Annotated in this window: 13 protein-coding genes; 2 read left to right on the forward strand and 11 right to left on the reverse strand. The window is 53.4% G+C overall.

The genetic code is table 11. From position 1 onward, the window contains the following. The 8 genes from CPA45_RS22715 to purL form a co-directional block, all read right to left on the reverse strand. The coding region (locus CPA45_RS22715) for a BapA/Bap/LapF family prefix-like domain-containing protein (protein ID WP_133066787.1) at positions 1 to 581 on the reverse strand (581 nt) is incomplete at its 3' end. Positions 582 to 809: 228 nt separating this feature from the next. Then, positions 810 to 1,598: an OmpA family protein gene (locus CPA45_RS13410; RefSeq protein ID WP_096652223.1), complete on the reverse strand. Its 789-nt coding sequence runs from the start codon at positions 1,596 to 1,598 to the stop codon at positions 810 to 812. Between the two features lie 1,191 nt (positions 1,599 to 2,789). Then, entirely contained in the window at positions 2,790 to 3,665 is an 876-nt protein-coding gene (gene rluB, locus CPA45_RS13415; RefSeq protein WP_096652226.1) for a 23S rRNA pseudouridine(2605) synthase RluB, read from the reverse strand. Then, on the reverse strand, positions 3,652 to 4,470 hold the full coding sequence (gene scpB, locus CPA45_RS13420) for an SMC-Scp complex subunit ScpB (protein WP_096652229.1): 819 nt from the start codon (positions 4,468 to 4,470) through the stop codon (positions 3,652 to 3,654). The genes rluB and scpB overlap by 14 nt, the downstream gene beginning before the upstream one ends. Next, positions 4,467 to 5,435, reverse strand: a complete 969-nt coding sequence (locus CPA45_RS13425; RefSeq protein ID WP_096652232.1) for a segregation and condensation protein A — start codon at positions 5,433 to 5,435, stop codon at positions 4,467 to 4,469. The genes scpB and CPA45_RS13425 overlap by 4 nt, the downstream gene beginning before the upstream one ends. A gap of 67 nt (positions 5,436 to 5,502) precedes the next feature. Beyond that, positions 5,503 to 7,338, reverse strand: a complete 1,836-nt coding sequence (gene radD / locus CPA45_RS13430; protein ID WP_096652235.1) for a DNA repair helicase RadD — start codon at positions 7,336 to 7,338, stop codon at positions 5,503 to 5,505. 1 nt (position 7,339) lies between these two features. Next, complete coding sequence (locus tag CPA45_RS13435; RefSeq protein ID WP_096652238.1) at positions 7,340 to 8,131, reverse strand: crotonase/enoyl-CoA hydratase family protein; 792 nt, start codon at positions 8,129 to 8,131, stop codon at positions 7,340 to 7,342. Between the two features lie 188 nt (positions 8,132 to 8,319). Beyond that, positions 8,320 to 12,246, reverse strand: a complete 3,927-nt coding sequence (gene purL / locus CPA45_RS13440) for a phosphoribosylformylglycinamidine synthase (RefSeq protein WP_096652241.1) — start codon at positions 12,244 to 12,246, stop codon at positions 8,320 to 8,322. A 183-nt stretch (positions 12,247 to 12,429) separates the two neighbouring features. On the opposite strand from purL, the gene mltF reads away from it, so the two are divergent. Further along, a complete protein-coding gene (gene mltF / locus CPA45_RS13445; protein ID WP_096652245.1) occupies positions 12,430 to 13,893 on the forward strand; it encodes a membrane-bound lytic murein transglycosylase MltF in 1,464 nt (487 codons plus the stop codon). A gap of 97 nt (positions 13,894 to 13,990) precedes the next feature. Here the strand turns inward: mltF and tadA are convergent, their stop codons facing one another. Next, positions 13,991 to 14,458, reverse strand: coding sequence for a tRNA adenosine(34) deaminase TadA (gene tadA / locus CPA45_RS13450; RefSeq protein WP_208858513.1), 468 nt, complete (start codon positions 14,456 to 14,458; stop codon positions 13,991 to 13,993). Between the two features lie 113 nt (positions 14,459 to 14,571). On the opposite strand from tadA, the gene CPA45_RS13455 reads away from it, so the two are divergent. Continuing rightward, on the forward strand, positions 14,572 to 15,411 hold the full coding sequence (locus CPA45_RS13455) for an acyl-CoA thioesterase (RefSeq protein ID WP_096652251.1): 840 nt from the start codon (positions 14,572 to 14,574) through the stop codon (positions 15,409 to 15,411). 139 nt (positions 15,412 to 15,550) lie between these two features. Here the strand turns inward: CPA45_RS13455 and CPA45_RS13460 are convergent, their stop codons facing one another. After that, a complete protein-coding gene (locus CPA45_RS13460) occupies positions 15,551 to 16,825 on the reverse strand; it encodes a malic enzyme-like NAD(P)-binding protein (protein ID WP_096652254.1) in 1,275 nt (424 codons plus the stop codon). A 390-nt stretch (positions 16,826 to 17,215) separates the two neighbouring features. Then, on the reverse strand, positions 17,216 to 17,431 hold the full coding sequence (gene rpmE, locus CPA45_RS13465; protein ID WP_096652256.1) for a 50S ribosomal protein L31: 216 nt from the start codon (positions 17,429 to 17,431) through the stop codon (positions 17,216 to 17,218). Positions 17,432 to 17,435: the final 4 nt, after the last annotated feature.

Genomic DNA, 17,435 nt, shown 5'->3' on the forward strand with positions numbered 1-17,435 from the left:
TCGTCCGTATCGTCGTCGTCGTCGGTATCGTCGTCGTCGTCGGTATCGTCGTCGTCGTCGGTATCGTCGTCGTCGTCGGCGTCAGCATCCGTATCCGCATCGGCATCCGCGTCCGAATCTGCGTCTGCATCACTATCTGGAGGAGGGGATGAGGATGAGGATGAGGAAGACGACGACGAAGCGATCAAAGCGGCCCCTACGCCAATCATTGCTAAGGCGACTACCCACGGTGGGACAACACCACCCCAAGCCGCCTCGCCCGCTTCTTGGATTTCAGCAAATGCAAATCCTGACCAGGGTGACTCGTACTGTCCCCACCAAATGACTCCGTCGGAATCTTCGAGCAGCAGCTCACTGCGCTCCCCTTCCGAGACATTAAAAAAGCCGGTAATGACAATCTGTTCCCCCGAGTTAAGGGTGATAATCAGATCCATTCCCGACCGATCAAACGCTGCTACTTCTTCAGGCCCTACAGAGATTTTTACTGCACTGGGCGCCTGAAGATTAACAGCACTTCCTCGTGGTACTTCGACCACATCGCCACCCGCTTTGGGGGTAACGACTATGAGTGCATTGTTCATGCTCCACCTGTTTTCTTGTCACTTTCAGTTTGTATCCCTTGACGAACACACCCTTCCTGATGCTCCCCCAGCATTCTGTAGAACACTGGCGCGCTCCTGCTGTGATGTTTCCCAAGGCTGAAGACAATTCTCAACGCCAAAACCTTAGTTATTGATTTGTTAGGCATCTCCTTCTACTGATTGTCAAAACACTTAGTGAGCTTTCGAAAGCGATCTACCACTCAGGCTTCAAATGCTTTCTTGCAGCAGGATTTCGACACGGCGGTTGGGGGCTAGGCACTCTTTCAATGCAGCGCCAGAAATGTTCTGGCAACTCACCAGCGGCTCATTCTCTCCACGGCCTACGTAGTTGATATGCTGAGGACTGACTCCGCCCTGTACCAAAGCATCAGCTACCGCTTGTGCACGCTGCTGGGAAAGCCGCATGTTGTATTCGGCCGAACCGATTCGGTCAGTGTGGCCAGTTACCAGGATTGAAGGGGTTCTGAGTCTAGCTGTAGCTTCTTGCGTAGCTTGCTGAAGCTCCCGTCGACCTTGCGAAGAAATAGCGTAGCTATCAAATCCAAATAGAAGGTCAGCTGAAAAGCTTAATGCCTGAGGTTGAGATAGCTCTGCGAACAAGCGACTACACTGTGGCCTTCTCCAATCGGAAGACATAACTACTTGTTGCGAAAATGAAACTCGGTATTGGCAAACAAGATAGTCCTCACCCTGCAAAGGTAAATTAACGTTATATAGCCAATTATTCCCTCGCTCTGTACTTGATGGGTCATTTGGAGAGCCAAGAAGGCTTGTTACATCTTGTTGAGTTAATCTTCCAGAACCTTCGCTTACCCTCTGCAAGTTATTGATAGGTATAAAAGTACCGTTTCTTAGAAACCGTTCATTTAACCCAGTGGGAGATGCCGTAACATCAGTGAATCCCTGAGCGTGAGCAGAGCTGGCGATACTACCTGCTGCCGCTAATAGAACCCCGGCAGCCAATAGCACAGCTCTTGATTTAGTATATTTCTCCATAGCTTGCCCCTTACAAGTAGAGTGGCTTACGAAGCGCCAAAGTGCGACCAATGCTTTAAATTGGCGCACTTTTACTTTGGATAACTGTGAGGAAAATTTATTATTGTAGATTTGTCTTTTTTAACTCCAGTAAAATCAACCACCTACGATCCTGATACATTTCTTCACAGCACACATTTAAATTAGACCATTTAAAAACCAACCGCAACAAAAACCCTAAAGACAAGTGTAAGCTGTTGATAAGACGAACAATCTTATTTATAGAAAACAAACCCAAATATTAACTAAAGGAATAAACCTGCATAAGCTTAATAAAACTTTACTGTTATAATAAAAAAATCAATGACTTACTTGAAAAGTGTGTTCATCAATGCAAAAACAACTCAGTAAATAATTAGCATGCTAAATAACAAGCAACACGAACACCAACCAGAAAGCAAAAAACAAACTAAGTTATTGTAATTAATAAATATTCAACCCATCATAAAGAGAGAGAAAAAAGGCAGGCAATAAGAATCAGCCACTTTAAAAGAGAAAAATAAATAGACAAAACTTTTACAACCAATGGGTTATTGCAAATGAAAAATAAAATTAGAGGTGTCTAACGAAGAAAGTGAAGTGAAAATCTTGTACAGCTTCTATTAATAATTATTTAAACAGGTATTTGAACAGCCTCGTTATCACGATTAAGAAAAGTAAATAACTTAATAAATTAATGACTTAAGCAATGAGTGCTTCATTACCATTACAAGATGGATCGATTCAGTAACCCATCTTAATCAGGCACACCAAAGCAACCAAATATAGGGCACGGCAAGCATCTACCTCGCCCATTGAACGCGTTGTGGCACGTAATATCGAGGGACAGGAAATGGGTAAAGAAATAAGGTAAGGAAAAGCGTCAGGGAAAGAGACGTGGACAAAGGGAGGAACAGTGTGCCTGCTGCCGGAGTGCCAATTTAGCTAAGCAGTGGCTCGTCAGATACGATGGCGTGGCAGTAATGAAAATATCACGACGTGATACAGCAATAGCTATCAAAAGGAGGGAGCTTTCACACTATGTGCTCATAGCAAAGCTGGATGCCATTGCATGAGAAACGAATCAGGGCCCTGGAAACGCTTTAGTTTCAGGACCCTGATGTGGTGTGCTGGGGCGCTAGTTAAGCGCCAAGGGAGGTATGAGTAAGTAGCTTAGTTCCGATTACTTTTAGGCTTGCGCATGGCCTGAACCGGGCGGCGTTTGTGCTTATCGCGGCTCCAGCGGTTTTTCTCATCCGGTGTCAGCACTGGCACTTTACGGGTTTCCAAATTTGCCAGCGTAGATAAGTCATCAACCTCATCCTGGGAAAGTTCAACCCATTCCCCCGCTTTAGCGCGCTTATCAAGGAAAATATTACCGTAGCGCACGCGTTTTAGACGACTAACCGTCAACCCTTGGGATTCCCACAGGCGGCGTACTTCCCGGTTGCGGCCTTCTAAAATCACCACGTGGAACCAAGTATTAATGCCTTCACCACCAAACTCCTGCACATCGGTAAAACGCGCTGGGCCATCTTCCAGCATCACGCCATCTACCATGGCCACAATGTGCTCGCGCTTCACTTCGCCCATCACTCGTACTGCGTATTCACGCTCGACCTGAGTGGATGGATGCATTAAACGGTTGGCCAGCTCACCATCAGTGGTAAACAGTAATAGGCCGCTGGTATTAATATCCAGTCGCCCAACTGCAATCCAGCGTTCGCCTTTCAAACGCGGCAGACGCTCAAATACGGTACGACGACCTTCTGGGTCCTTACGCGTACACAACTCACCTTCCGGTTTGTTGTACATAATCACACGGCGTGGTGCTTCCTCTTCAGAACGCAGTGTTACCGGACGATCATCAAAGCTGACTTTATCCCGGGCTTCTACCCGGTCGCCTAGCTTAGCCACCTGGCTATTCACCTTTACCCGGCCTTCAGAAATAGCAGTTTCCATTTCACGGCGCGAGCCAAACCCTGCACGGGCGAGCACTTTTTGCAGTTTTTCACTGGTGACAGGCGTAGTGTTGTTACTCTGACTCATGGTCGTTTGACCTCACATCGTTGGTCTGCGTACGCGCGTCATCGCTACGCTGCGCACGTGCCGCTAAACGTGCCTCTAAATCGGCAAAGCTCAGCGGCGGGTTTAACGCCGTCTCGGCGTGCTTATCGGCTATCTCAGCCGCGGTTATCTGTTCTCTCTGGGGTGGCGCATCCTGCACGGTTTCTGGCGTTTCGTCCAGTGCTGGTTGCACCTCTTCTTGATCACTGCTGCTATCTTTTTGTTCATTATCTTTTTGCTCATTGGCGTCATTGCTATCGACAGCATTGACCAGCGCATGCATGGGCGGCAGCGCATCTAAGGTTTTCAGGCCGAAATCATCCAAAAAGCTGCGGGTGGTGGCGTAAACTGCAGGCCTCCCTGGTACGTCACGGTGCCCCACGACTCGGATCCAGCCGCGCTCCATTAGGGTGCGAATAATCGAGCTGCTGACGCTCACCCCGCGAACGTCTTCAATATCCCCCCGGGTAACCGGCTGACGATAGGCAATCAGTGCCAGCGTTTCTAGCAACGCTCGGGAATAGCGCTGGGGGCGCTCATCCCAAAGGCGCGACACCCAGTGCGCTAACCGTGGCCGAATACGTAGCTGAAACCCAGATGCAGTTTCAACGAGCTCTAGCGCGCCCGCTTCGTGACGCAGAGATAGGCGCGACAAAGCATCCCTCAGAGCTTTCCTCGGCGGGCACTCATCGGCCAAAAACAGTGTTTCAAGACGCTCAATGTCTAGTGGCTCCCCCGCCGCTAGCAGTGCCGCTTCAACAATATCATCTAACGTGGTGTCTCTCACCGCGACTCCTCGCCAGGTTCAAACACGGGCTCTTCAGCAACAGATTCAAAAGCATCTCCTTCTGTATCGAGCGGCTCGAATGCGCCTTCATCCTCAAATGCTTCATCAGCAAGTGATGCTGGGCGCGCACGCACGTGAATGGGCGATAGCGGCGCATTTTGAACAATTTCGATCATGGCTTCTTTAGCTAACTCTAAAATGGCCATAAAGGTTACCACTACACCAGCGCGCCCCTCCTCTAAGGTAAACAACGCTTCAAAAGGGGTATAACGCTGCTGGGCACTATCGAGGGTTAACTGCTCCATGATTTTCAGCATGCGTTCACGTGTAGAGAGCACCTCGCGGCTGATTTGGTGGGACTGAGTCAGTTCAGCGCGCTTCAGAATATCGGAAAGCGCTCCTAACAGTTCATCAAGCTCCACATCCGGGTGTATAACCCGGGTTTCCAACGGGGGCAGCCCAGCCTGTACGCTAAACCAGTCACGCCCAACTCGGGGTAGCGTGTCCAATGCTTCGGCGGCTTCTTTAAGGCGTTCATACTCCTGCAAGCGGCGAATCAACTCGGCCCTTGGGTCTTCGCCTTCCTCACCTTCCGCCTTCGGCGGCCGGGGTAGCAGCGTGCGAGACTTGATCTCCGCCAACATGGCTGCCATTAACAGGTACTCGCCAGCCAACTCGATCTCCATCGCTTTCATCAACTCCACGTACTCGATGTACTGATGGGTGATGGTCGCTACGTTGATCGTCAAAATATCCAGATTCTGCCGGCGTATCAGGTAGAGCAGCAGATCAAGCGGCCCTTCAAATGCCTCTAAAAACACCCGTAGCGCCTCCGGAGGGATATAGAGGTCTTCCGGCAGCTCCATAATCGGCTCATCAAACAGGCGCCCAAGCGCCTCCACTACCGGCTCGGCAGTAAACTCAACGGCGTCCTGATCAACGGGGGAGCTTGACGTCTCGCTCACGCGGGTCGGTTTCCTTTAATAAGTTAAATATCCCTGCAGTGTAACAGCGTGCAAGCCGCCGCGGCACCTAGCCGGCCTCAGCGGCTTTGCGGTAACGCCCTTGATAGTCAAACAGCTTATCGCGAAGCTGCCAGTGCCGCCCGACTTTACGACCCACCACAAAGTCTGGGTGGCGTAAACGTCGCTGTTCATCCACCACCTCACTGGGTGACATCGGCTGCCACTTAGCACCCGGTGCCCGCAGGTGGTCGCGCAAAAAAGCAGCGTAAAATGCGCGGCGCTGGGCGGGTGTTTCCAGTGCAAACCACTCGGCAAGGCTCGCGCCATCTTCATCGTGGTACGTCACTTTTAAGCGCGGCAGCCCTCTCCCATTGGTAGTGGCATCCAACTGCATACCGCTGACGCGAAGCACTTTGGCGTCTTTTAACTTCAGTGCGTCTTTCAGCTTATCGTCGGCATCCACCAATAACTGCTGACAGCCATGGCAGCGCCGGGCAGCAATATCATTTTCAGCGCCACAGCTATCGCAGACCTTAAAACGAAAACGAAAGTCACACTGTTTTTTATAGGTGCCTGATGCAGCCCTCTGCCCGCCCTTGCCTCCCCTGGCAGGCGGACTGGGCTGTTCGACCAATCCCTGGCAACGGCGACCAAAATGTTCAATCACCAGCTCGCCATCACGCTTACCCCAAAACAGGTTGGCGTGACCGCAGGCTGGGCACTCTACCTGCACCGGTTCACTGTCGCTATCAGGCTTTGGCTCGCCCACTTCCGGCGCATAGAGGTCCCAGGGGTTGCCTGCGTAGTCGAGTATCAGACAATCTGTTTTACCCGGCGATAGGCGTAGCCCACGGCCAACCATCTGCTGGTAGAGGCTTACCGATTCTGTAGGTCGAAGAATGGCGATCAAGTCCACATGAGGGGCATCAAACCCAGTGGTCAGTACCGCAACATTCACTAAGTATTTCAGGTGGCGCGCTTTAAACGCATCGATAAGTGCTGTGCGCTCTTGGGATGTGGTGGCACCAGTGATCAGCGCCGCCTCATCAGCGGGCAGATAGCTTACAATCTCTTCAGCGTGGGCCACGGTGGCAGCAAAAATCATGACCCCTTGGCGGTTGGCAGCATACTCAATCACTTGCTGAATAATACCTGGAGTGGCGCGACTGCCTGCGACTACGCGGTTTAGCTCCTCTTCGCGAAAAAGCCCGCTTGATGCAGGTATAAGAGCAGAAAAATCATAGCCCTCAATAGCCATATCCAAGCGGTTAGGCTTAGCCAAAAACCCTTGCTTTACCATCAGCCTAAGCGGCTGCTCAAATACGCAGTCAGCAAAGAAGCAGTCATCTGCTCCGCGCACCATGCCATGGTGGTGGCGATGATAGATAAACCCCTGCCCCAAACGGAAAGGAGTGGCCGTTAGACCAAGAATTTTCAAGTGAGGGTTTTGATGCTGTAGATGATCAATCACCTGACGATAGCTTGCCTCTTTCTCTAGCGAGACCCGGTGGCACTCATCGATCACAAGCAGCGTAAAGTTGGCATCATTAAAGTGCTCAAGGTTACGTACCACCGACTGTACCGAGCCAAACACCACTTGGCGGTTAGCCTCTTTGCGCTTTAGCCCGGCACTAAAAATATCGGCCTCCAATCCGTAGGCTTGGTATTTGGCGTGATTCTGTTCCACAAGTTCACGTACATGCGCCAGTACTAGTACACGGCCACGCGCGAGCCTAGCCAGCTCGGCAATCACCAGCGACTTACCACTGCCAGTGGGCAGCACCACAACGGCTGGGGCGCTGGTGGTGCGAAAGTGGCTCACCACCCGTTTCACTGCCTCGGTTTGGTAGGGGCGTAAACATGGTGGCGAGTCAGCACCGGCGGAAGGACTTAATCGAGGCATGTCAGTCGAAACACGGGGTACGACGCTCCATTCGTGCGCTTACCGCCTCACGGTGCTCGACGCCAGCCAACAGCTGCTGTTGCAAATGCGCCTCGAGGGCCAACCGCTCGCGCTGGGCCAGACCCGGCCCTCGAGCGAATAACTCACGAGCCGCAGCGACAGCCCTAGGTGAACGTGAGGCAATGAGCGCAGCGGTTGCCTGGGCGGTTTCTCGGGGCGTATCGCTCAGGCGGCTGCCCAGACCCAGTTGGTAAGCCTCTTCTCCTGATACCTTACGTCCACTTATCGCCAGTTCATAGAGAACATCCTGACGTAGCCCCACCCCGGTCACGCTAATTGCCATATCGGGGATGATGCCCCAGTCGATCTCCAACAGCGCCAGACGTGCGGACGGGTGAAGAATACGTATATCGGCACCCAGAGCTATCTGCAGGCCACCGCCGTAGACATGACCGTGCAGAGCAACCACCACGGGAACGCCAGCCTCGCGCCAGCCTAAGGCTAGGCGCTGAACCGGATTGATACCCGCGGCGTCGTGTGCCAGTAAGGTGGGCAACCGAGCCGCCTCGCCCATGATCGACGCCATGTCGAGCCCAGCGCAAAAGCTATCACCCTCGCCGCTCAAGACCACAGCACGCAGCCCATCGAGCTGGGTTAGACACTGCTGGGCCGCGAGCAGGCCGTCGATCATGGCCCAGTCCAGGCCATTGTGATGATCAGGTCTCGACAGCATAACCTCAGCCACATGGTCAGTGAAGGTCAGAGTCACACGTTCATTGAAGGTTTGATTCATTCGAGCTCCCAGAAGGTTCCTTTGGCTCGCCACCGATTGGCGATAACTGCGCTTGTGAGCTGAGTGTGGCGCGAGAACGATAGTTTTTCAAACAAACGTTTAATCTCGCTCTCCCCTTCACAAGGATCAATTATCCACCACAGGAAAAAGCGGCCCGTAGGCCGCTTTTTCATAAGCTAGGGTGGAACTCAGCCCAGCCACACGCGGGCATTGCGGAATAGGCGCAACCAGGCGCCATCTTCAGTCCACTCTGCCGGACGCCAGGAGTTAGTGACTGCACGGGTCACTCGTTCAGGGTGGGGCATCATGATAGTGACGCGGCCATCTGGCGTAGTGAGGCCGGTAATCCCAGACGGAGAACCGTTGGGGTTAGCCGGATAGCGCGTAGTGACTTGGCCGTAGTTATCGATGTAACGCAGCGCAATCTGGCTATTGGACTGCATGCTACGCAGGTGTGCCGTATCACGGAACTCAGCGCGACCCTCGCCGTGGGCCACAGCAATTGGCAGCTTAGAGCCTTCCATACCCGCTAGCAGAATCGAGGGACTCTTTTCTACCCGCACCATGGCCACGCGCGCCTCGAACTGCTCGGATTCATTGCGCACAAAGGCGGGCCAGTTTTCGGCACCTGGAATCAGCGACTTCAGTTGCGAGAGCATCTGACAACCGTTGCACACGCCCAGCGAAAAACTATCGTCGCGGGTGAAAAAGCTAGCAAACTGCTCGCGGGCACGCTCATTGAACAGCACCGACTTCGCCCAGCCACCACCTGCGCCGAGCACATCCCCGTAGGAGAAACCACCACAGGCTACCAGCCCCTTGAACTCATCCAGAGACACACGCCCTTCCAGGATGTCGCTCATATGCACATCCACGGAGTCAAAGCCCGCTTTATGGAACGCCCAAGCCATCTCTACTTGGCCGTTGACCCCCTGTTCGCGGAGTACCGCTACAGCAGGTTTCGCCGTGTTGATAAACGGTGCGCTGATATCCTCGTTAATATCAAAGGTCGGCGCAGCACTTAGGCCAGGATCGCGGACATCGAGCAGGTTATCGAATTCGTTTTTGGCGCATTCAGGATTATCACGTAGCGCCTGCATGCGGTAACTGGTTTCGGCCCAGGTGCGCTGGGTCAGTTGGCGGGTGGTTTCCAGCAACGGCTCTTCAAATAGCGTCACACGCACTTGGTCATCATAGCGCGGACGGGCAATCACACCGCAGGTCTCGATACCCGCTATGGCAAACTGGGCCAACACTTCTTCGGTGTGCTCGCGGTTAACCTGAATCACTGCGCCCAACTCTTCCGAGAACAGCGCATTGAAGGCTTCCACCGGCTCATCAATCAGCCAGTCCAGCTTGATCTCTAGTCCGGCATGGCTCGCAAAGGCCATTTCCAGCAATGTAACCAGCAGACCACCATCGCTGCGGTCATGGTAGGCCAATAGCTTACCGTCGCGATTTAGGCCCTGAATCACTTCGAAAAACGCTCTCAGGTCTTCGGGGTCGTCCACATCGGGGCAGTCGTCTCCCACCTGACCATATACCTGGGCCAGCGCCGAGCCGCCTAAGCGGTTCTGTCCGTTCCCCAAGTCGATGAGGATCAAATCAGACTCGTCTTGTTCCAAATTGATTTGCGGCGTCAGCGTAGCCAAAGCATCGGTCACGGGCGCAAAGCCGGTGACTACCAGTGATAGCGGCGAAGTGATGCTTTTTTCGTCAGTATCATCACCTTCCTGCCAGGCAGTGCGCATGGACATTGAATCCTTACCCACTGGAATCGCAATGCCAAGCGCGGGGCACAGCTCCATACCTACGGCGTGAACCGCATCATAAAGCGCTTGGTTCTCACCAGGGTAGTCAGCAGCGCTCATCCAGTTGGCGGAGAGTTTAATATCCGAAAGCTTGGCTATCGGTGCTGCGGCTAGGTTGGTAATCGCTTCTGCCACCGCCAAACGGGCGCTAGCTGCGGGATTAATCAGTGCCACCGGCGGACGCTCGCCCATGGCCATGGCTTCGCCAGCATGAGTATCAAAACTGGCGGTAGTGACGGCTACATCAGCCACAGGCACCTGCCAGGGCCCCACCATTTGATCCCGCGCCACTTGACCCGTAATCGAGCGGTCGCCAATGGTGATCAAGAAGCTTTTCGACGCTACAGTGGGCAGACGAAGTACACGGTCCATAGCTTCACGCAGATCGAGGTTGTCGAGCATGATGCCGGAAAGCTCTGGCGTTTGGCGCGCAAACGAACGGGTCATTTTGGGCGGTTTGCCAAACAGCACGCTCATTGGCAGGTCCACCGGCTTGGTGTCGAAATGGCCGTCGCGCACTTCCAGATGGTGGTGTTCCATCGCTTCGCCCACGACCGCATAGGGGCAGCGTTCTCGCTTACACAACGCGTCGAAGGTATCAAGATCTTGTGGAGCAACAGCCAGCACGTAGCGTTCCTGGGCTTCGTTACACCAAATTTCCAGCGGGCTCATGCCCGGTTCGGCATTGGGTACTGCACGCAGGTTAAACAGACCACCACGATTGCCATCTTTCACCAGCTCCGGCAGCGCGTTGGAAAGCCCACCAGCACCAACATCATGAATAAAGCGAATCGGGTTTTTATCGCCCAGCGCCCAACAGCGATCGATCACTTCTTGGGCACGTCGTTCGATCTCAGGATTTTCCCGCTGCACTGAAGCAAAATCCAGGTCCGCGCTAGACTCACCAGACGCCATGCTTGAGGCTGCACCGCCGCCCAGGCCAATCAGCATCGCAGGGCCACCCATGACAATTAGCTTACCGCCAACGGGTATTTCACCTTTCTGGACATGATGAGCACGGATATTGCCATAACCACCGGCAAGCATAATCGGCTTATGGAAACCACGACGTGCAATACCGCCGTCGCTCAGCGCATCCTGCTCGTAAGTGCGGAAGTAGCCTGTCAGGTTGGGGCGACCGAACTCATTATTGAACGCCGCACCGCCAATCGGGCCATCCAGCATAATTTGCAGCGCCGACTGCATGCGCTCAGGCTTACCGTAATCAAAGGCTTCCCAGGGCTGCACGAACTCAGGAATGCGCAAGTTGGAAACGGTAAAGCCCGAAAGACCCGCTTTAGGCTTGCCACCAATACCAGTCGCGCCCTCATCGCGGATTTCACCGCCGGAGCCGGTCGCCGCCCCAGGAAACGGTGCAATCGCCGTTGGGTGATTGTGGGTTTCCACCTTCATCAGAATATGAATCGGCTCTGGGTGGGCATCATAGCTGGCTCGCTCACCCTCAGCACCGGTTAGCGGCGTGGGGAAGAAGCGTCCCCCATGGCTACCCTTAATTACCGCTGCGTTATCGCTGTAAGCCGACAGCACGTTATCCGGCGATGTCGCAAAGGTGTTCTTGATCATCTTGAACAGTGAGTGGCTCTGGGCCTCGCCGTCGATAACCCAGTCCGCGTTGAAAATTTTGTGGCGGCAATGCTCTGAGTTCGCTTGGGCGAACATCATTAGCTCCACATCACTGGGGTTGCGGCCAAGCTCAATAAACGCAGCTACCAAGTAGTCAATTTCATCGTCCGCCAGCGCCAAGCCTAGTTCGCGGTTCGCGGTTACCAGCGCCTCGCGGCCACCCTCTAGAATATCAACGCTGCCCAACGGTGCAGGCGCATGGTGGGCAAACAACTTGGCGGCATCGGCCACATCCGCGAGCACGTTTTCAGTCATACGGTCGTGGAGCAGCGCGCTGATAGTGTCCAATTGCTCGGTGCTGAGCTCACCTCGCAGGCCTACTCGGTAGTCGACACCACGCTCAATACGGCTGATCTGGTGTAGCCCACAGTTATGGGCAATATCGGTTGCTTTAGAGGACCACGGCGACTGAGTGCCCAAGCGCGGTACAACGAGAAAGCGCAGGGCATTGTCTGGGGTGGCTTGGCTTGTTTGGCTACCGTAGTCGAGCAGTTGAGCCAAACGCTCTAGAGCGGCGTTATCAAGCTCGTCGTGGTGATCAATGAAGTGGACGTAATTGGCGGACAGTGCCTCCACCTCCGGAACACGTTCACGCAACACCGTTAACAGCCGTTCATGACGGAAGGCAGAAAGGGCAGGTGCGCCTCGCAGTTCGAGCATATCTGGGAGCCTCTAAAGCAGGAAGAGTTCGAGCAGGAAATCACCAGGCCGCAGTGCGGCCCTCTTTTATGGCACGGATTAGAGACTATGATACTGGAAAGCGGCGGCCACACGAAATCCACAAGGTGACAGCATCATCCAGGCTGGGTATCGTGGCCACTTGTTTCATACCGATAAGACACCATGCCGACATTGATTTGCCGACATTTTCTTACCCATTACCGGGTATATCTCGCAATAATCGCGACGCTTTTGCTTGTGCTTGTGCCACGAATTTCGTGGACGCCTCCTGGCGAGCACTTAAAGCAAATCATCGCGAAAGACTTTATTACCGTCCATACCCGCAATGCGCCCACCACCTACTATGAAGGCCGCCAAGGCCCCACTGGTTTCGAATATGAGCTGATGCAGCGGTTTGCTGACCATCTGGGTGTCAGCTTGAACCTTAACGCCAGCCATCACCCAGAAAGCGTTCTGCCTACGGTGCGCGAGCAAGGCGACCTGGGTGCCGCTATGCTGCCGCTCTTACCGGATTCACCAGGCATTCACTACACACGGCCAATTATTCAGATGCAGCCTCTCGTCGTCTATCGACGCGGCTTAAACGGTATCCGTGAACCTAAGGATTTAGTCGGCCTGGAGCTTGGCACTCTCAGCGGAGCAGGCACTAGCGAGGCACTGCGCGCACTACAGCACGACTACCCGCGCCTAAGCTGGAAAGAGTCTCAGGAGCTTGAAGTCGCCGAACTGCTGGCCCGCGTTGAAGATGGCACGCTGGATGCAGCAATCATTTTTGATCATCAGTTTCGCCTTAACCGCCTATTTTTTCCGAGCGTAGAACGAGGCTTTTTGCTAGGCGACCCGCTGTCGCTCGTCTGGGCGGTGCCCAGCGGCCGAGGTTTAGGATTGCTGGAAGCGGCCAATCAGTTTCTGCTGGAGCTACAGGAAAACGGCTCACTGGAGAGACTAGTCAACCGCTACTTTGGGCATGACGATTACCTAGAGTATGTAGGAACACGTACCTTCTTGGCGCACCTTGACGAGCGCCTACCGGCGTTTACCGAATTATTTCAACAGGCTGCCAGTAAAACGGGCTTCGATTGGAAATTACTGGCCGCCGTGGGCTACCAAGAGTCTCACTGGGACCCACATGCCGTATCGCCGACAGGGGTAAGAGGGTTGATGATGCTAACCCACCCAACCGCTAGCGAAATGGGCATAGCGGATCGCACCGACCCGGCGCAGAGTATCGACGGCGGTGCACGCTATTTGCGCAGCCTTAAAGACCGTCTGCCCGACACTATTACCGGCGATGATCGTCTATACCTAGCCATGGCGGCCTATAACGTGGGACTTGGGCATCTTTACGATGCGCGCAGAATCACAGAAAGCCGTGGTGGAGATCCAAATAGCTGGCAAGATGTGCGTGCCGCACTACCGCTACTGCAGCAGCGCGAATGGCACAGCCAAACTCGCCATGGCTATGCTCGTGGTGGTGAGCCAGTCATCTATGTGCGTAACATACGCCGTTACTATGAGATGCTTGAGTACGTTGAGCGAAGCCGACTCCAGTTTTTCCAACTAGAGCAAACGCCTGTCAACGATGACCCGCTGTTATTGTTCGAGCTTGTGCCACCGCTGAATTGACACAAGGACGCAATGTCGTAGCACGAGCCCGGCTATGCGCTCAGAAAGGGGGCTGACTCGATATAGCGCACTCACCACCTATGGAAATGCCTAGCACCTACTCACCAGACGGTGCCCGACGCTCAATGAAAAAACGCTTTAGCAGTTTTTTCGCTGGGGATGCCAGTACGCCGCCGGTCACTGCTACCTGATGGTTAAACCACGGCTGGGCCAGTAAATTGGCTTTTGATTCGACCATACCGGCACGTGGCTCTGCCGCGCCGTATACCAAGCGACTTAAGCGTGCATGTACCATGGCCCCGGCACACATCATGCAAGGCTCAAGCGTTACGAAGAGCGTGCACCCCTCTAAACGATAGTTACCCAACTGTTGCCCGGCCTCGCGCAGGGCGCGAATTTCAGCGTGGCCACTAGGATCACAGCTAGCTACCGGTGCGTTGCGCCCCACCCCCACAATCGTGCCCTGAGCATCCACAACAACAGCGCCGACCGGAACCTCACCAGCTTCAAAAGCCAAGTGTGCTTGGTCAAGTGCCCGGTGCATGTAAAATTCATCGCTGCGTATCAAGACAAACTCCGCTAAGGTAGCAAAACGATCGTTTTAAATAGTTTGGCAGCCGCATTAAGGTACGCTTGCAGTCATCGGCGGCAAAAATAGACAGCACCAAGGATACTAGAATGAATGATGCGCTGAATACGCTGGTAAATTTATTAGAGCTGGAGACGCTCGAAGAGACCCTATTTCGCGGTCAAAGCCAGGATTTGGGCTTTCCACAGCTGTATGGCGGCCAAGTATTAGGTCAAGCACTCGCCGCTGCAGCCCGCACCGTACCCAACGAGCGCCGCCCCCACTCCCAGCATGGCTACTTTCTGCGCCCTGGTGACCCCCACCGCCCGGTAGTTTACCAAGTAGACACTATTCGCGATGGCGGCAGCTTTACCACTCGACGTGTAACCGCGATTCAAAAAGGTCGGCCTATTTTTTTCTGCAGCGCCTCATTCCAAAGCACTGAAGAGAGCTTCAACCATCAGCGCAGCATGCCAAACGTACCAACGCCCGAGGCACTAATTGAAAGCGGCGACGTTAAACATGCCCGCTTTCCCGGCCACCCCATCGAGTTCTTACACTTACCAGACAATCCCGATAACAGCTTGCCCGCAGGCCAGTGCCTGTGGTTTCGTATAGGGGGCACGCTACCTGATGATCCGGCGCTACACCGTCATCTACTCTCCTACGCATCCGACTTTAATCTGCTGACGACGGGGTTACTTCCTCATGGCATCAAGCTCACCGACCCTAAACTACGTATCGCAAGCCTAGACCATGCTCTGTGGCTGCATGAAGATACCCGGCTGGATGACTGGTTGCTGTATGTCATTGACTCCCCCTGGGCGGGCGGCGCACGAGGCTTAGCACGCGGGCAAATCTATCAGCGCGATGGCCGCCTAGTGGCATCTACCGCCCAAGAAGGACTAATCCGCTACCGCCCCTCTTCACAACAATCTTCACAACAATAGAACTTAGCCCCCTTTCCACAACAACAGAGCTAAGTCTCTTAAGTAACTAGCCTCTAAGTAGCTAGTCCTAAAAACAGCTATTTCTTAAACAACTACGCCCGCTAATTAGCGGGCGTAGGTTTGACGACATTATGTGCAATCAACAGTCGCCGTAAACGTCGTCAATGGTTTTCAGTGGGTAGTGTGCCGGGTAAGGTTTGCGCGCCACACCAGAGTCTACTGCCGCTTGTGCTACCGCAGAAGAGATACGATCCAGCAAACGAATATCAACCGGAGTGGGGATAATGTACTCGCGGCCAAAACTCATTTCAGTACGCTCGTAAGCATCTAACACTGCCTGGGGTACAGGCTCACGGGCTAAGTCTTTCAAGGCATGAACAGCGGCCAGCTTCATGGCCTCGTTAATGCGCGTGGCACGCACATCCAGCGCTCCACGGAAAATAAACGGGAAGCCCAGTACGTTATTAACCTGATTCGGGTAATCAGAACGGCCAGTCGCCATAATCACATCCGGGCGCGCCTCGCGAGCAATGTCTGGATGAATTTCTGGGTCGGGGTTGGTGCAGGCGAAAATTACCGGATCCGCAGCCATTTTCTTTACCTGCTCAGCAGAAAGCAGGCCAGGGCCAGATAAACCGATAAATACATCAGCACCGTCAATGGCATCGTCTAGCGTGCGCATCTCGGTGTCACGTGCAAATTCAGCTTTATACTCATTAATACCGTCTCGGTGGGTGTGGATAACCCCACGACGATCAAGCATCACTAAGTTCTCTTTTTTGGCGCCACAAGAGACTAGCAGTCGCATACAGGCGATGGCCGCCGCGCCAGCACCCATACAAACAATCTTAACGTTTTCGATGGTTTTGCCCGCAATATCCAGGGCATTTAACATACCTGCAGCGGTCACAATTGCTGTACCGTGCTGATCATCATGGAAAACAGGAATGTTACAGCGCTCAATCAACGCTTTTTCGATCACAAAGCACTCGGGGGCTTTGATATCTTCAAGGTTGATGCCACCCCAGGTGTCGGCAATACGCGCCACAGTATCGATAAATGCCTGCGGGCTTTCAGCATCCACTTCGATATCGACAGAGTTAATCCCAGCAAAACACTTAAACAGTACGCCCTTACCTTCCATTACCGGCTTACTCGCCAGCGGACCAAGATTGCCTAACCCTAAAATTGCGGTACCGTCAGAAATCACTGCCACAAGATTTCCTTTGCCGGTATAGCGGTACGCATTCTCCGCCTCGCGGGCGATTTCACGCACCGGTTCAGCAACGCCTGGGCTGTACGCCAGCGCCAAGTCCCGTGCGGTAGCCGTGGGCTTAGTTAACTCCACAGAAAGCTTACCGGGAATCGGTTTAGCGTGATAATCCAAAGCCGCTTGCTTATTTGCATCCGTCATTGTCAGGGTCCAATCAGCCTAAAATAGTTAAGTCGCTTCAGAATATAGAAAAAACCCAAGCGCCTCAAGCACGTAGTCAACCCACCCAGAAAACAGCCGTTTTGGCGAACTTTTACTCACGTTCGATACTTTTAGCATCCATTTGCTGCAACTTATACATCAACACTTCAGCTATAATGGTTTACTTATTGATGCAGCGCAACATTCAGCAAAATACTAGATCAAATACTAGATCAAATACTAGATTTAGTACCTTGCGCTATTTAGTGCGTCACATAGGCTATTTCTCTTACAACCAATTTTCTTATAGCTAACAAAAAGCCCACACCGAAGTGTGGGCTTTTTGCGCAAGGCACATGGCGTGCCCGCGGAAGGGAAAATCCGTTAGGATTAACCGCGCTTGACTGCAGCGCCAAAACGCTTGTTGAAGCGCTCTACACGGCCACCTGTGGTCGCTTGCTTCTGCTTACCGGTGTAGAACGGGTGGCAGTTGGAGCATACGTCCAGGGAGAAGTCCTGACCAGAGGTAGAACCAACCTGGAAGGTTGCACCGCAAGAACAGCTGGCGGTGACCGTGTTGTAATTCGGGTGGATACCTTGTTTCATCTTG

The organism is Vreelandella nigrificans (assembly GCF_002374315.1).
GTDB classification, from domain to species: Bacteria; Pseudomonadota; Gammaproteobacteria; order Pseudomonadales; family Halomonadaceae; genus Vreelandella; species Vreelandella nigrificans.

Excerpts from the sequence above, each read along its gene's own strand:
- CPA45_RS13410 (WP_096652223.1), bottom strand. The coding sequence starts at position 1,598 with ATGGAGAAATATACTAAATCAAGAGCTGTGCTATTGGCTGCCGGGGTT.
- rluB (WP_096652226.1), bottom strand. The coding sequence starts at position 3,665 with ATGAGTCAGAGTAACAACACTACGCCTGTCACCAGTGAAAAACTGCAA.
- radD (WP_096652235.1), bottom strand. The coding sequence starts at position 7,338 with ATGCCTCGATTAAGTCCTTCCGCCGGTGCTGACTCGCCACCATGTTTA.
- CPA45_RS13435 (WP_096652238.1), bottom strand. The coding sequence starts at position 8,131 with ATGAATCAAACCTTCAATGAACGTGTGACTCTGACCTTCACTGACCAT.
- purL (WP_096652241.1), bottom strand. The coding sequence starts at position 12,246 with ATGCTCGAACTGCGAGGCGCACCTGCCCTTTCTGCCTTCCGTCATGAA.
- mltF (WP_096652245.1), top strand. The coding sequence starts at position 12,430 with ATGCCGACATTGATTTGCCGACATTTTCTTACCCATTACCGGGTATAT.
- CPA45_RS13455 (WP_096652251.1), top strand. The coding sequence starts at position 14,572 with ATGAATGATGCGCTGAATACGCTGGTAAATTTATTAGAGCTGGAGACG.
- CPA45_RS13460 (WP_096652254.1), bottom strand. The coding sequence starts at position 16,825 with ATGACGGATGCAAATAAGCAAGCGGCTTTGGATTATCACGCTAAACCG.
- rpmE (WP_096652256.1), bottom strand. The coding sequence starts at position 17,431 with ATGAAACAAGGTATCCACCCGAATTACAACACGGTCACCGCCAGCTGT.